13 protein-coding genes are annotated in these 14639 nt (G+C 60.9%); 10 read left to right on the forward strand and 3 right to left on the reverse strand.

Going from position 1 to position 14639, the window contains the following annotated elements; all coding sequences use genetic code 11:
- Positions 1 to 17: 17 nt before the first annotated feature.
- The 3 genes from NL154_RS14620 to NL154_RS14630 all read left to right on the forward strand — a co-directional run bounded on the left by NL154_RS14620 (position 18) and on the right by NL154_RS14630 (position 2760).
- The gene (locus tag NL154_RS14620; RefSeq protein WP_434732854.1) at positions 18 to 767 is read left to right on the forward strand and encodes a HugZ family protein; all 750 of its coding nucleotides are present in this window, start codon (positions 18 to 20) and stop codon (positions 765 to 767) included.
- A 108-nt stretch (positions 768 to 875) separates the two neighbouring features.
- Positions 876 to 1193, forward strand: coding sequence for an ArsR/SmtB family transcription factor (locus tag NL154_RS14625; RefSeq protein WP_064684394.1), 318 nt, complete (start codon positions 876 to 878; stop codon positions 1191 to 1193).
- Between the two features lie 241 nt (positions 1194 to 1434).
- Positions 1435 to 2760 (forward strand): aspartate aminotransferase family protein, encoded by a 1326-nt coding sequence (locus tag NL154_RS14630; protein ID WP_434732855.1) that lies wholly within the window; start codon positions 1435 to 1437, stop codon positions 2758 to 2760.
- A 78-nt stretch (positions 2761 to 2838) separates the two neighbouring features.
- Here NL154_RS14630 and NL154_RS14635 read toward each other — a convergent pair whose 3' ends face one another.
- Both NL154_RS14635 and NL154_RS14640 read right to left on the reverse strand, forming a co-directional pair.
- Entirely contained in the window at positions 2839 to 3753 is a 915-nt protein-coding gene (locus tag NL154_RS14635; RefSeq protein ID WP_210630411.1) for an HD-GYP domain-containing protein, read from the reverse strand.
- A 24-nt stretch (positions 3754 to 3777) separates the two neighbouring features.
- Positions 3778 to 4068, reverse strand: a complete 291-nt coding sequence (locus NL154_RS14640; protein WP_430961390.1) for a hypothetical protein — start codon at positions 4066 to 4068, stop codon at positions 3778 to 3780.
- Between the two features lie 151 nt (positions 4069 to 4219).
- Between NL154_RS14640 and NL154_RS14645 the strand changes: the two genes are divergently transcribed.
- Both NL154_RS14645 and ade read left to right on the forward strand, forming a co-directional pair.
- Positions 4220 to 5323 carry a branched-chain amino acid ABC transporter substrate-binding protein gene (locus NL154_RS14645; RefSeq protein WP_210630408.1) on the forward strand — a complete coding sequence of 368 codons (1104 nt, stop codon included), beginning with the start codon at positions 4220 to 4222 and terminating at the stop codon, positions 5321 to 5323.
- Positions 5324 to 5439: 116 nt separating this feature from the next.
- Positions 5440 to 7137 carry an adenine deaminase gene (gene ade, locus NL154_RS14650; protein ID WP_210630406.1) on the forward strand — a complete coding sequence of 566 codons (1698 nt, stop codon included), beginning with the start codon at positions 5440 to 5442 and terminating at the stop codon, positions 7135 to 7137.
- 21 nt (positions 7138 to 7158) lie between these two features.
- On the opposite strand, the gene NL154_RS14655 is transcribed toward ade, so the two are convergent.
- Positions 7159 to 8880 (reverse strand): alpha-glucosidase family protein, encoded by a 1722-nt coding sequence (locus tag NL154_RS14655; RefSeq protein WP_434732856.1) that lies wholly within the window; start codon positions 8878 to 8880, stop codon positions 7159 to 7161.
- A gap of 286 nt (positions 8881 to 9166) precedes the next feature.
- Here NL154_RS14655 and NL154_RS14660 point away from each other — a divergent pair, with 286 nt between their 5' ends.
- From NL154_RS14660 to NL154_RS14680, 5 genes are read left to right on the forward strand one after another with little or no spacing between them, the layout of a single operon-like run.
- Complete coding sequence (locus NL154_RS14660) at positions 9167 to 10747, forward strand: peptide ABC transporter substrate-binding protein (protein ID WP_221102657.1); 1581 nt, start codon at positions 9167 to 9169, stop codon at positions 10745 to 10747.
- A gap of 48 nt (positions 10748 to 10795) precedes the next feature.
- The gene (locus NL154_RS14665) at positions 10796 to 11719 is read left to right on the forward strand and encodes an ABC transporter permease subunit (protein ID WP_210630401.1); all 924 of its coding nucleotides are present in this window, start codon (positions 10796 to 10798) and stop codon (positions 11717 to 11719) included.
- A complete protein-coding gene (locus NL154_RS14670; protein ID WP_210630399.1) occupies positions 11716 to 12633 on the forward strand; it encodes an ABC transporter permease in 918 nt (305 codons plus the stop codon). Before NL154_RS14665 ends, NL154_RS14670 begins: the two co-directional genes overlap by 4 nt.
- Before the next feature lies 1 nt (position 12634).
- Positions 12635 to 13636: an ABC transporter ATP-binding protein gene (locus tag NL154_RS14675; RefSeq protein ID WP_221123027.1), complete on the forward strand. Its 1002-nt coding sequence runs from the start codon at positions 12635 to 12637 to the stop codon at positions 13634 to 13636.
- On the forward strand, positions 13629 to 14615 hold the full coding sequence (locus NL154_RS14680; RefSeq protein ID WP_210630396.1) for an ABC transporter ATP-binding protein: 987 nt from the start codon (positions 13629 to 13631) through the stop codon (positions 14613 to 14615). Before NL154_RS14675 ends, NL154_RS14680 begins: the two co-directional genes overlap by 8 nt.
- The last annotated feature ends 24 nt before the right edge of the window (positions 14616 to 14639 follow it).

Here is a 14639-nt window from a genome sequence, read left to right on the forward strand (position 1 = left end):
TTTGCCACAAAGCGGGTATGAAAGATCAGCCCTCGCCCTTACGCGAAACCGACGACGAGGCCCGCAGGCTCGCCCGCGTGCTGTTGCGCTCCGCACGGTACGCGGCGATTGCCGTTCTCGATCCCGATACTGGTTTTCCCTTTGCCAGCCGAGTGCTCCTCGCCACCGATATCGACGGCGCCCCCGTCATCCTGGTTTCGAAACTTTCGGCTCACACAAAGGCGCTCGCAAGAGACCCGCGCGCCTCGCTGCTGACCGGCGAGCCCGGCAAGGGCGATCCGCTTGCCCATGGCCGGCTGACGACCCAATGCACGGCGGAGCCGATTGAGCATGGTCATCGGTTCCACGAGCGCATTCGCACGCGTTTCCTCGATCGCCATCCCAAGGCAAATCTCTATATCGATTTCCCCGATTTCCTCTTCTTCCGTCTCAAACCGGAGCAGGCGAGCCTCAACGCCGGCTTCGGCCGTGCCTACCATCTCGACGGCGGGGATCTCATGATCCAATCGCCGGCAAACGAAGAGGTTGCCGCCAAAGCGGCCGAAATAGTGCGAGATTTAGTAGAGCGCCATTCCGATGTGGCGCAAACCCTTGCCATGCGCTTAAAAGCCCCGAAATCGGCTTCTTGGCGCATCTGCGGGATCGATCCGGCGGGTTTTGAGATCATTTCCGGCGACTTTTTGGTGCGATGCGAATTCGAAACGCTCGCTGTGGATTCCGATCACATTTGTTCAAACATATCTAAAATAGCATACTCGATACCTTAAATTTAGGTATATACAATCTTCGAGCCCAGTTGCTAATTTTGCCGCGGGCTCCGGCAGACAGCCCTTACCAGATAGATGATGTACGTTTCGCATTAGGAAGATAACAATATGGAAACCCCCGATTTGGCTGACCACACGAATGTGGCGGCAGCACTATTGTCAGCCATGGCCAATCCCAAAAGATTGCTGATCCTGTGCAGCCTGGTAAAAGGCGAGGTCGCCGTCGGAGTGCTTGCCACACAAGTCGGCCTTAGCCAGTCGGCGCTTTCACAGCACCTTTCGAAACTGCGCGCGCAGAAGCTGGTCAAGACCCGCCGCGACGCCCAAACCATCTACTATTCGAGTACATCCGAGCCGGTCATGAAGATCCTGGCGACACTCGAAGACATCTACCTCGTTCCGAGCAGAAGCAGATCCGCAGCCTGATGATAGCGCTGACAGGAACGTCGGCCGGTGCCGCGCCGTAGGAAATGCTCCCCGCAAATCTCGGCAACGTATTCCAGCAGCTGAACTCAAAACGACCGGCAACTCTCGCAATTTGCCGGTCGCGCTTTTGTGTCGGGACTTTTCTCGTTGACGCGTTGGGAAGCCCTGATAATTTGACCGGGCAGTAAAAATTCGGGCGACAAGCCCCTGGGAACGGGCCGCCAACGGTCAGGAGAACAGCATGTCCAACCGCCTCAATGCACCGAACGATCTTCGTGCCTTCTGGATGCCGTTTACGGCAAATCGCCAGTTCAAGAAGGAGCCGCGGTTATTCGTCGGCGCCAAGGACATGTATTATACCACCCATGACGGTCGTCAGGTGTTGGACGGCACGGCTGGTCTCTGGTGCGTCAACGCCGGCCACTGCCGCCCGAAAATCACCGAAGCGATCCGCGAGCAGGCGGGCGAACTCGATTACGCGCCGGCTTTCCAGCTCGGCCATCCCAAGGCGTTCGAACTGGCGAACCGGCTGGTCGATATCGCTCCGGAGGGCATGAACCACGTCCTCTACACGAATTCCGGTTCCGAATCCGTCGAGACCGCGCTCAAGGTGGCGCTTGCCTATCACCGCGTGAAGGGTAACGGTTCGCGTTTCCGCCTGATCGGCCGGGAGCGCGGCTATCACGGCGTCAATTTCGGCGGCATCTCCGTCGGCGGCATCGTCGCCAACCGCAAGATGTTCGGCACGCTCCTGACCGGTGTCGACCACATGCCGCACACCCACCAGCCCGGCAAGAACAACTTCACCCGCGGCGAACCTGAGCATGGCGGTGACATCGCTACCGAACTCGAGCGCATCGTCACGCTGCATGACGCCTCCACCATCGCCGCCGTCATCATCGAGCCGGTGGCGGGCTCCACCGGTGTCCTGATTCCGCCGAAAGGCTACCTGCAGAAGCTGCGCGAAATCTGCACCAAACATGGCATCCTTCTGATCTTCGACGAAGTCATCACCGGCTTCGGCCGTCTCGGTGCCCCCTTCGCCGCGCAATATTACGACGTCAAGCCCGACATGATCACTACCGCCAAGGGACTGACCAACGGCGTCATTCCGATGGGCGCTGTCTTCGTCACCTCCGAGATCCATGATGCCTTCATGAACGGCCCGGAGCACATGATCGAGTTCTTCCACGGCTATACCTATTCCGGTAACCCGATCGCTTCCGCCGCAGCCCTTGCCACGCTCGACACCTATAAGGAAGAAGGTCTGCTCACCCGCGCCGGCGAACTTTCCAACTACTGGGCCGACGCGCTGCATTCACTCAGGGATTGCCCCAACGTCATCGACATCAGGAACACCGGCCTGATCGGCGCAATTGAACTCGACCCGATCGCCGGCGAGCCGACGAAACGCGCCTTCACCGCCTTCCTGAAGGCCTATGAGAGCGGGCTTCTGATCCGCACCACCGGCGACATCATCGCACTCTCCCCGCCGCTGATCATCGAGAAGCAGCATATCGACGAACTCTTCGGCAAGCTGCGGACCATTTTTCAGAACAACATCTGAAGACGCTCACGAGGCTCTCATCAAAAGACCCGCGATAGACAATGTTCTCGCGGGTCTTTCCGTCTGAAAATTTAAACCTCAGTTCACAGAGGCGACGGAAAGGCAGAGGGCGAACTTTTTCAGGAGCTGGCGATCGAAATGCCCCTCGGCGCCGAACATCCATTTCAGTGCCTGGCTGGCACTCCACGGCGCCTTATATGGCCGCACAGAGGTAATGGCGTCATACACATCGCAGATCGTGGCCATCCGCGCGTGCAGGCTCACCTCGCTGGCGGGCAAGCTGCGCGGATAGCCTTTGCCGTCGATGCGTTCGTGATGATTGAGGCAAACGTCGAGAACGATGTCCGACATGCCCTCCTGCCGCGACAGGATCGCGTGCCCCTTCTCCGGATGGCCCCGAAGCAAGCCGATTTCATCCTTTTCCAGGGGCCCCGTCTTGTTCAGCACCTCAAGCGGAATTTCAAGCTTGCCGACATCGTGCAGCAAACCCGCGGTGCCGAGCATCTGAATCGTATGCTCGTCGAGTGCGAGATGACGGCTGAAAAGGATCATCAGCGCGCTCACCGAAATGGAATGCAGGAAGGTTACCTCGTCCTTTGATTTCAGGCGCGTGACGCTCAGGAACACCGCGGGGTTCTCATCCATCGACTTGGAGACGGACGAAATCACCGGCGCCACGTGATCTATGCTGACTCCATCGCCGTTCCGCAGCTTTGCGAAAGCCTCTTCCAGCAACTGCACGGATTTCTGGACGGTCTCGCGCGCGGCCTGAATGTCGATCTCGACGTCGCGGCCCGGCAGGCCGTTGGTATCGAGCCCCTTGCTGGTATTGATGACGACGCCGGCAGTGCCGCATTTACGAATTTTTGCAGCATCAATCTCACGCCGCAGGGAAAATCTGCGCTTGGACAAAAACGGATCCTGCCACAGGCCCTCGATAACCTCCACAAACATTCCGATACACACCTGACCGGCGTCGATACGCTTGAGCATGCAGATCTCTGTTTCCCGATAGGTCTATCTAATTCTTTGTATTGTTCTCTTTTTCAATGCGGCGGTATTCGGGGTCCCATGGATACTACTGCCATTGGCCAAACTAACGGTTAATAGGGAAATTAAAGACAACCTTATGGATGTGATTTTGTCCGGAAGCAGGTCGTGACCATTCGCCGCCTCGCCTTTGAAAATCGCGACAAAACGGAGAAAATGATCCGTTCCAACTGAATTTTCAGCCGGATCCGCCGAATTTTCCTTCCATTTTGTTATGAACTTGCGCAATCCCATCAAAATTTCTAGAAATCTTGCCATGAGCCCTCCCCGAGTCAAACATGGCCGGCGGGTTCGCTGATCGCACCGTTACCGATCGTCCTTGGCGCAGCCTCTGGAGTCTGTTGAATGATCGGGAAAGCCGGCGCGGCACATCATCGCGGGTCGACGACCCCATCCAAGGAGACAGACAATGACCCTCAAGACATTGACGGCGACCCTCGTCGCGTCACTCGCCTTTGCGCCCCTTGCTCATGCCGACATCACCATCGGCCTGATCGCGCCGCTGACCGGTCCCGTCGCCGCCTATGGCGATCAGGTGAAGAACGGCGCTCAGACTGCCGTCGACGAGATCAACAAGAAGGGCGGCATTCTCGGCGAGAAGGTCGTGCTGGAACTGGCCGACGATGCCGGCGAACCGAAGCAGGGCGTTTCCGCCGCCAACAAGGTTGTTGGCGACGGCATCCGCTTCGTCGTCGGCCCGGTGACATCGGGCGTTGCGATCCCGGTGTCGGACGTTCTGGCTGAAAACGGCGTGCTGATGGTCACCCCGACCGCAACAGCCCCGGACCTCACCAAGCGCGGCCTCACCAATGTGCTGCGCACCTGCGGCCGCGACGATCAACAGGCCGAAGTCGCCGCCAAATACGTGCTGAAGAATTTCAAGGACAAACGCATCGCCATCGTCAACGACAAGGGCGCCTACGGCAAAGGTCTTGCCGACGCCTTCAAGGCAACGCTGAACGCCGGCGGCGTCACCGAAGTCGTCAATGACGCGATCACCCCTGGCGACAAGGATTTCAGCGCCCTCACCACCCGTATCAAGTCCGAGAAGGTCGACATCGTCTATTTCGGCGGCTACCACCCGGAGGGCGGCCTGCTCGCCCGCCAGTTGCATGACCTCTCCGCCAACGCGATGATCATCGGTGGCGACGGCCTCTCGAACACCGAATTCTGGGCGATCGGCACCGATGCGGCGGGAGGCACGCTGTTCACCAATGCTTCCGACGCCACCAAGAGCCCGGACTCCAAGACGGCTGCCGATGCGCTCGCCGCCAAGAACATTCCGGCCGAGGCCTTCACCCTCAACGCCTATGCCGCCGTCGAAGTTCTGAAAGCCGGCATCGAAAAGGCCGGCAGCGCCGAGGATGCGGAAGCCGTCGCGGCTGCTCTGAAGGATGGGATGGAGGTTCCGACCGCCATCGGCAAGCTCACCTACGGCGAGACCGGCGACCTGACCTCGCAAAGCTTCTCGCTTTACAAGTGGGAAGGCGGGAAGATCGTCGCTGCGGAATAAATCAGGATATAGAGATTGCGACCGGGCGCTATAAGCGCCCGGTTTCGCTTGTGGGCATCGCATGTCGCTGCAGATCGGTTATAAGTTCCGGAATCGGTTGCAATGTGAGCGGTGCCATGACCAACAGACTCGAACGTCTCATCGACCAGGGTGTGGGCCGTATCCCCGCCGACATCGTGCTGAAGGGCGGCAGCTTCTTCGATCTCGTCACCGGCGAAATCGTCCGCTCCGACATCGCCATCGGCGCCGACCGCATCGTCGGCACCGCGGGCGACTATGCGGGCGAGACCGAGATCGACATCTCGGGCAGAACCGTCGTTCCCGGCTTCATCGACACGCATCTGCACATCGAATCCTCGCTGGTGACGCCGCATGAATTCGACCGCTGCGTCCTGCCCTATGGCGTCACGACCGCTATCTGCGATCCGCACGAGATTGCCAATGTGCTCGGCACCGAGGGCATCGAGTTCTTCCTGGAATCGTCGCTGGAGACGATCATGGACATCCGCGTCCAGCTCTCCTCGTGCGTGCCGGCAACGCATCTCGAAACTGCGGGCGCTGACTTGCCGATCGAAAGCCTGCTGCCCTTCCGCGACCATCCCAAGGTGATCGGCCTTGCCGAGTTCATGAATTTCCCCGGCGTGATCCACAAGGATCCCATCTGCATGGCCAAGCTTGACGCCTTCCAGGGCGGTCATATCGACGGTCATGCGCCGCTTCTGTCCGGCAAGGATCTCAACGGTTATCTCTCGGCCGGCATCCGCACCGAGCATGAGTGCACGAGCGCCACCGAGGCGCTGGAAAAGATCCGCAAGGGCATGCATATCCTGGTGCGCGAGGGCTCGGTGTCCAAGGACCTCGCCGCGCTGATCCCGATCATCACCGAGCGGCTTTCCCCCTACCTCGCGCTCTGCACCGACGACCGCAATCCACTCGATATTGCCGAACAGGGCCATCTCGATCATATGATCCGCACGGCGATCGCCAACGGCGTCGAGCCCTTGGCGATCTACCGCGCCGCCTCGATCTCGGCCGCTCGCGCCTTCGGCCTTAGAGACCGCGGCCTGGTGGCGCCCGGCTGGCGCGCCGATCTCGTGGTTCTCGACAGCCTGGAAAGCTGCCGTGCAGAGATGGTTTTTTCCGCCGGCCGCCGCGTCACCGACGCGCTTTTTGCCACGCGCAGACCGGTCGCCCCGATCGGCCTCGACAGCGTCAAGGCCCGGCCGGTCAATGCCGCCCATTTCGGTGTGCCGGTCGCCGAGGGCGAAACATCGGTCATCGGCGTCATGCCGGGCAAGATCATCACCGAGCATCGCCGCTACCGCCTGCCGGCCAAGGGCAACGAGACGACGGTCGATCTAACCAACGACATCATCAAGGTCGCCGTCATCGAGCGCCACGGCAAGAACGGCAACCATGCCAACGGCTTCGTCCAAGGCTTCGGCCTGAAGAAGGGTGCGATCGCCTCCACCGTCGGCCATGACAGCCACAATATCTGCGTCGTCGGGGTCAATGAGGACGACATGGCTCGCGCCGCAAACCGCCTCGGCGAGATCAAGGGTGGTTTCGTCGTGGTCGAGGACGGCAAGATAACCGGCGAAATCGCCCTGCCCGTCGCCGGCCTGATGAGTCTGGAACCCTACGAGAAGGTGCGCGACACGCTGCACCATCTGCGCAAGGCCGCCTTGGCACTCGGCGCCACGCTGGAAGAGCCATTCCTCCAGTTGGCCTTCCTGCCGCTGCCCGTCATCCCGCATCTGAAGATTTCCGACCGCGGCATGGTCGATGTGGACAAATTCGCGCTGATCGGGTGAGTAGCGCCAGGGTTGGAGTGCTTACTGCCAGGCTTCCGGCCATTCACTCTCAACAGGTTTCGCAACGGGCACCGTCCCGAGCAGCTTCGAGAGGCCACCAACCCGCGCACAGAACCCGTCCAGCGCTGCAAGCGTGACCGTTCCGGCTCCGTCCACAGCCTCGTACCCCGGCATGGTCAACGGCTCTCCGAACACCATGCCGTCAGGCAGGCGGAATTCCGCCGGTTTGCGCGTCAGGTTGAAAACGAACAGCAGTTTCTCTTCACCCTTTTCGCGGGTGAAGGCGAGCAGGTCCTGGTTGGTGCCGATGAAGGTCATCTCGCCGTCACCAAGCGCCGGCTGGCTCCTCCGGAAGGCGAGCGTCCTGCGGTAGTGGTGCAGCACCGAGCTGTTGCTGTCCTCCTGCGTATCCACGGAAAGCGCAGCCTGCTCGTAAGGCACCGGCAGCCAGCTCTTTTCAGCCGAGGTGAAGCCTGCATGCGCCTTGCTGGCTTCCCAAGGCATCGGCGTGCGGCATCCGTCGCGGCCCTTGAAGGCCGGCCAGAAGCGGATGCCGTAGGGATCGCGCAGATCCTCGAAGGCAAGCTCCGCTTCCGGCAGTCCGAGCTCCTCGCCCTGGTAAAGGCAGATCGAACCGCGCAGCGCCGCAAGCACGGAGATCGCGAGCTTGGCGATGACGGGCCGCTCCTCTTCGGTCAGCGCGAACCGGCTGACATGGCGCATGACGTCGTGATTGGAGAATGCCCAGCAGACCCAGCCGTCGGTCACCACCTTCTGGAAGGCTTCGACGCAGCCGCGGATATGTGCGGCGGTGAAATCCGGTCCCAGCAGATCGAACGTGTAGCACATGTGCAGCTTGTCATCGCCGCTCGTATAGGCGGCCACCGTTTTCAGCGAGCGTGCACCGTCGCCGACTTCGCCGACGGTCGTGCGATCCTCATAGCGGTCGAGCAGTGCGCGGAAGCGCTTGAGGAAGCCAATGTTTTCCGGCTGCGTCTTGTCGTAGAGGTGGTTCTGCATGCCATAGGGATTGGTGTCGGGCGCATCGAGGCCCCCATCATTGGTATCGGGCTCGTGCGGCGGATTGCTTCTGAGTTGCTTGTCGCAGAAATAATAGTTGACCGTGTCCAGCCGGAAGCCGTCGACGCCGCGATCGAGCCAGAACTTCACCGTCTCCAGCACCGCCTCCTGCACTTCTGCGTTGTGGAAATTGAGGTCGGGCTGCGACGTCAGGAAATTGTGCTGGTAATATTGCCGGCGCACGCCGTCCCATTCCCAGCCCGGCCCGCCGAAGATCGACAGCCAGTTGTTCGGCGCCGTCCCGTCCGGCTTCGGGTCGGCCCAGACATACCAGTCCGCCTTCGCATTGCTCCGGCTCGCCCGGCTCTCGACAAACCAGGGATGTCGGTCGGAGGTGTGCGAGATCACCTGGTCGATGATGACTTTGATGCCGAGCCTGTGCGCCTCGGCCATCATCTCGTCGAAATCGGCGAGCGTGCCGAAGATCGGGTCGACGTCGCAATAATCGGACACGTCGTAACCCATGTCGGCCATGGGAGACTTGAAGAAGGGTGAAAGCCAGATCGCATCGACGCCGAGGCTGGCGATATGCGGCAGCCGGCGGGTGATGCCTTTGAGATCGCCGAGCCCATCGCTGTTCGTGTCCTGAAACGAGCGCGGGTAGACCTGATAGATCACCGCTCCGCGCCACCAGCCCGCATTCCCGCCTGCCTGCAATGCCATCGGCTACATCTCCTGCCTCGTTTGCGCTCGACACACTAAAGCGGACGAAACAAAAGACAACCACGTGAAGCCGTTATGAACGGAACCGCGACCGCCGCGACGTTTCGTCGCGATCCAACAAGAGGGAGACGCATATGGGCTTGTCCACAACCTCAATCCAGCCCCCGGATTTGGGGTTGCAACGCAAAGCCTTTGCGATAAGGTGCGCACTGACCTGCACGTAAGAGGTCGAAAATCGGGAACAGATGTCTAATAAAGGCGCAAAGCCTAGAAAGGTGGACCCACGATGAACCAGTTCACGAAAAAATTTCTCGCCTCCGCGATGCTTGGCACATTGCTGGCGTTTTCGGCGCACGCGGCGACGCTCAACATCCACAATGGCGGCGATCCGCAGTCGCTCGATCCGCAGAAACTTTCCGGCGACTGGGAGAACCGCATCGCCGGCGACATTTTCGAAGGCCTCGTCACCGAGGATGCCAAGGACAATCCAGTCCCCGGCCAGGCCGAAAGCTGGACCATCTCGCCTGATGGCAAGGTCTACACGTTCAAGCTTCGCGACGGCATCAAGTGGTCCGATGGCCAGCCGGTAACGGCAGGAGACTTCGTCTTCGCCTTCCAGCGCCTCGTCGACCCGAAGAACGCCGCCGATTATGCCTATCTGCAGTTCACCATCAAGAACGCCGAAAAGATCAACAAGGGCGAGATCACCGATCTCAGCCAGCTTGGCGTCAAGGCGATCGACGACAAGACGCTTGAGATCACCCTCGAAAATCCGACCCCCTATTTCCTCAATGCGCTGATGCACTACACCGCCTATCCGCTGCCGAAGCATGTCGTCGAGGCGAAGGGCCAGGATTGGGTCAAGATCGGCAACATCGTCACCAACGGCCCCTATAAGCCAGTCGAATGGGTTCCCGGCTCGCACGTCACAACAGTCAAGAACGACCAGTGGTACGGGGCCAAGGACCTGAAGATCGACGGCGCCAAGTTCTTCGTGCTCGAGGATCAGGAAGCCGCACTGAAACGTTACCGTGCCGGCGAATTCGACATCCTCACCGACTTCCCGACCGACCAGTACGAGTGGATGAAGAAGAACCTGCCGGGCCAGGCGCATGTCGCTCCCTTCTCCGGCCTCTATTATTATGTCGTCAACTCGCAGAAGCCGCCCTTCAGCGACAAGCGCGTCCGCCAGGCACTGTCGATGGCGATCAACCGTGAAGTCATCGGCCCGCAGATCCTCGGCACCGGCGAGCTGCCAGCCTATTCCTGGGTTCCGCCGGGCACCGCCAATTACGGCGAGCCGGCCTATGTCAGCTGGAAGGACCTGCCGTATAAGGACAAGGTCGCCGAAGCCAAGAAGCTGCTCACTGAGGCCGGCTTCGGCCCGGACAAGCCGCTTCACGCCGTTCTCAGCTACAACACCAACGACAACCACAAGCGCATCGCCGTTGCGATCGCATCCATGTGGAAGCCGCTTGGCGTCGACGTCGAACTCGTCAATGCCGAAACCAAGGTGCATTACGACCAGATGCAGCGTGGCCAGGTCGAAATCGGCCGTGCCGGCTGGCTTGCCGATTATAATGATCCGGACAACTTCCTGAACCTGCTGGTAACAGGCGTCCAGATGAATTACGGCCGCTGGTCCAATCCCGATTACGACAAGCTGATCAAGGACGGCAACGCGGAAACCGATCTGAAGAAGCGCGCCGAAATCTTCAAGAAGGCCGAGCAGCTGGCGCTTGATGAATCCGCCGCCCTGCCGATCTATTATTATGTCTCGAAGAACGTCGTCTCACCGAAGGTCGAAGGCTTCGTCGACAACATCCAGGACATCCACCGCACGCGCTGGCTGTCGATGAAAGAGTAAGGGAAAACGGTCCTTCCCGCCCCGCGCGGGAAGGACCGGCCCACGACCATGATCAAATACGCTCTCCGTCGCCTGCTGTCGACGATCCCCGTCATGTGGATCGCCGTGACAGCCTCGTTTTTCGTCCTGCGCCTTGCCCCCGGCGGCCCTTTCGATGGCGAAAGGCCATTGCCGCCGGTCATCCTCAAGAACCTCGCGGCCCACTACAATCTCGACAAGCCGCTGATCCAGCAATACCTGCTCTACGTCGGAGATCTGCTCAAGGGCGATCTCGGGCCCTCCTTCTCCAGTGAGGATTTCAGCGTCGCTCAGCAGATCATGATCGGTCTGCCCTATACTTTCACGATCGGCACGGCCGCTTTCCTGCTCGCCATCCTCGTCGGCGTGACCGTCGGCTGTCTCGGGGCGCTCTACCAGAACAAGACGCCGGACTACATTCTCGGCAGCCTCATCTTGATCGGCGTCGTGCTGCCGAACTTCCTCATCGCGCCGATCCTTCAATTGATCTTCGGCATCCACCTCGCCTGGTTTCCGGTCGGCGGCTGGGGTGACGGCTCGCTCAAATTCCTCGTGTTGCCGATCATCGTTCTGGCCCTGCCGCATGCCGGGCGCATCTCGCGCATCACCCGCGGCTCGATGATCGAGGTGATGAACCAGAACTTCATCCGCACCGCCAAGGCCAAGGGCATCGGCCCGCGGCTGACGGTGATGCGCCACGCGCTGAAGCCTGCATTGATGCCTGTCGTCTCCTATCTCGGACCGGCGGCAAGCTACCTTCTCACCGGCTCGCTGGTCGTCGAGAGCATCTTCGGATTGCCCGGCATCGGCCGCTACTTCGTCAATGCGGCGTTGAACCGCGACTATGGAATGGTTCTCGGTACGGTCATCTTCTACATGGTGCTGATCGTGTTCCTGAACCTTCTCGTCGATATCGCCTATGCGTGGCTCGATCCGAAAGTGAGAAACCGATGATCCTCAATCCCGCAAAGCGCGAGCTGCTCGCCCAGGAGCTTCTGCAAGCGGAGGGTCTCGCACCCGAAGGCCGTTCGCTGACCAAGGATGCGTTGCGTCGCCTGGCGCGCAACAAGGCCGCCGTGCTGTCGATCGCCGTCCTGGGGCTCCTGATCCTCGCCGCCTTCCTCGGCCCCTGGTTCATTCCCTTCAACTACGAGGATCCGGATTGGGCGGCCTTCCGCATCCCGCCCTCGATCGAGACGGGCCATTATTTCGGCACCGACCCGAACGGCCGCGACCTTCTCGCCCGTGTGCTCTACGGCACCCGCGTCTCGCTTGCCGTCGCGCTGACGGCGACCGTCGTCTCGGTCGTCATCGGCGTGCTTTATGGCGCGATCTCAGGTTATATCGGCGGCAGGCTGGATGCGATCATGATGCGCTTCGTCGACATCATGTACGCGCTTCCCTACATCCTCTTCGTCATCCTGCTGATGGTGATCTTCGGCCGCAACGTCTACCTGCTCTTTGCCGCGATCGGCGCGCTGGAATGGCTGACTATGGCCCGTATCGTGCGCGGCCAGACGCTGTCGATCAAGCATCGCGAGTTCATTGAGGCGGCGCGGGCCTCCGGGCAGCGGCCGTTCAAGATCATCGTCAAGCACATCATCCCGAACCTCGTCGGGCCGGTGGTCATCTTCGCGGCGCTGACGGTGCCTGAAATCATCGCCACGGAAAGCTTCCTTTCCTATCTCGGCTTCGGCGTGCAGGAACCGCTGACTTCACTCGGCACGCTTATTGCCGAGGGAACCGACGCCATGGAAAGCATGCCCTGGCTGCTGATTTTCCCGGCAAGTTTCCTCGTGATGCTGCTGCTCAGCCTGCTTTTCATCGGCGACGGCCTGCGCGACGCGTTCGACCCGAAGGATCGATAGAATGCTCCAAGAAAAAGACATCCTGCTCGAACTCAAGGACTACTCGATCACCTTCGCGACGCCCGACGGCGAGGTGAAGGCGGTCTCCAACATGAACCTCACCGTGCGGCGCGGCGAGCGCATCGCCATCGTCGGCGAGTCCGGCTCCGGCAAGAGCCAGACCTTCCTCGGCATCATGGGCCTCATCGCCAAGAACGGCAAGACGACAGGACAGGCGCTGCTCGAAGGCAAGGACGTGCTGTCGCTGAAACCGCGCGAGCTCGACCAGATCCGCGGCAAGGACATGGCCATGGTCTTCCAGGACCCGATGACGGCGCTGAACCCGTCGCTGAAGATTTCCCGGCAGCTGACGGAACAGCTCGAGGTTCACCGCGGCCTGACGGCGCGCGCCGCATCGGACGCTGCCCTCGACATGCTGAAACGCGTCGGCATCCCCGACCCAACGCGGCGCTTCCACCTTTATCCGCACGAACTGTCAGGCGGCATGCGTCAGCGCATCGTCATCGCCATGGCGCTGCTCACCAAGCCGAAGCTCCTGATTGCCGACGAGCCGACGACGGCGCTCGACGTTACGATCCAGGCGCAGATCCTCGATCTCTTCAACGATCTGACGGCGGAGATGAACACAGCGCTCATCATGATCACCCACGATCTCGGCGTCGTCGCCGGCCTCGCCGACCGCGTCGCCGTCATGTATGCCGGCCGCATTGTCGAGGAGGCGCCTGTCGACGAACTCTTCGATAGTCCCGCCCATCCCTATACGGCGGCCCTGCACGCCTCGATCCCGCGGCCGGACCAGGATGTCGACCACCTCGTCGTCATTCCGGGGCGCCCGCCGAACCTGCAGCACCTGCCAAAGGGCTGCAATTTCTCGCCACGCTGTTCGCAGGTTCAGGACGATTGCATCGACCGCCCGCCGCCGCTCGAAACCCTGGCGCCGCGCCACTGTGCGGCCTGCTACCACCCGTTCCCGCGTCGTGAGGAGTTGCTGAACCATGGCTGAGCGATCGCTGCTGAGAGTCGAAAACCTCACCACCCAGTTCGAACTGCCGGCGAAAGGCCTCTTCAAGCCGCCGGTCTTCCTTACCGCCGTCAATAATGTCAGCTTCGACCTCGCCGAAGGCCGCACGCTCGGCGTCGTCGGCGAATCCGGCTGTGGCAAATCCACACTCGGCCGCTCCATCCTGCGGCTTTTGAAATCGCAGAGGGGCCGCATTCTCTGGCAAGGCCGCAATCTTCTCGACCTGTCGGAGGAGGAAATGCGCGCCGCGCGCCGCGACATGCAGATCATCTTCCAGGATCCGATCGCCTCGCTCGACCCGCGCATGACGGTTGGAGACATCATCGCCGAGCCGCTCACTGTCTTCGAACCGAAACTTTCGAAGTCCGAGCGTACCCAGCGGGTGCGCGACATCATGGGCGCCGTCGGCCTGGTGCCGGAGATGATCAACCGCTATCCGCACGAATTCTCCGGCGGCCAGGCGCAACGCATCGGCATTGCGCGTGCGATCATCACCAAACCGAAGCTCATCGTCTGCGACGAGCCCGTTTCGGCTCTCGACGTTTCGATCCAGGGCCAGGTCATCACGCTTCTGCGCAAGTTGCGCAAGGAATTCGGGCTGACGCTGATCTTCATCAGCCACGACCTCTCGGTCGTGCGCCTGATCTCCGACGATGTGCTGGTGCTCTACCTCGGTCGGGTAGTGGAATCAGGCGACTGCGCCACCGTCTTCGATCATCCGGCCCATCCCTATACACAGGCGCTCTTTTCCGCCGCGCCGATCCCGGATCCGAAGCTCGCGCGCCTGCGCACCCGCATCCGCCTCCAGGGCGATCCGCCCTCGCCGCTCAACCCGCCGAAAGGCTGCGTATTCTCTCCCCGCTGCTGGAAGGCAACCGACATCTGCCGCACCGAAATGCCGCCGACCGAGGAGGTTCGTCCCGGCCAGAAGGCGGCCTGCTATCATATGGACAGGCCGTGAATGGAACGCGGGCCCTATGAAGCG

It is taken from the genome of Rhizobium sp. YTUHZ044 (assembly GCF_051123975.1).
Taxonomy (GTDB): Bacteria; Pseudomonadota; Alphaproteobacteria; order Rhizobiales; family Rhizobiaceae; genus Rhizobium.

Coding starts and splice junctions, on each gene's coding strand:
- NL154_RS14620 (WP_434732854.1), top strand. CDS start 18: ATGAAAGATCAGCCCTCGCCCTTACGCGAAACCGACGACGAGGCCCGC.
- NL154_RS14625 (WP_064684394.1), top strand. CDS start 876: ATGGAAACCCCCGATTTGGCTGACCACACGAATGTGGCGGCAGCACTA.
- NL154_RS14630 (WP_434732855.1), top strand. CDS start 1,435: ATGTCCAACCGCCTCAATGCACCGAACGATCTTCGTGCCTTCTGGATG.
- NL154_RS14635 (WP_210630411.1), bottom strand. CDS start 3,753: ATGCTCAAGCGTATCGACGCCGGTCAGGTGTGTATCGGAATGTTTGTG.
- NL154_RS14640 (WP_430961390.1), bottom strand. CDS start 4,068: ATGGCAAGATTTCTAGAAATTTTGATGGGATTGCGCAAGTTCATAACA.
- NL154_RS14645 (WP_210630408.1), top strand. CDS start 4,220: ATGACCCTCAAGACATTGACGGCGACCCTCGTCGCGTCACTCGCCTTT.
- ade (WP_210630406.1), top strand. CDS start 5,440: ATGACCAACAGACTCGAACGTCTCATCGACCAGGGTGTGGGCCGTATC.
- NL154_RS14655 (WP_434732856.1), bottom strand. CDS start 8,880: ATGGCATTGCAGGCAGGCGGGAATGCGGGCTGGTGGCGCGGAGCGGTG.
- NL154_RS14660 (WP_221102657.1), top strand. CDS start 9,167: ATGAACCAGTTCACGAAAAAATTTCTCGCCTCCGCGATGCTTGGCACA.
- NL154_RS14665 (WP_210630401.1), top strand. CDS start 10,796: ATGATCAAATACGCTCTCCGTCGCCTGCTGTCGACGATCCCCGTCATG.
- NL154_RS14670 (WP_210630399.1), top strand. CDS start 11,716: ATGATCCTCAATCCCGCAAAGCGCGAGCTGCTCGCCCAGGAGCTTCTG.
- NL154_RS14675 (WP_221123027.1), top strand. CDS start 12,635: ATGCTCCAAGAAAAAGACATCCTGCTCGAACTCAAGGACTACTCGATC.
- NL154_RS14680 (WP_210630396.1), top strand. CDS start 13,629: ATGGCTGAGCGATCGCTGCTGAGAGTCGAAAACCTCACCACCCAGTTC.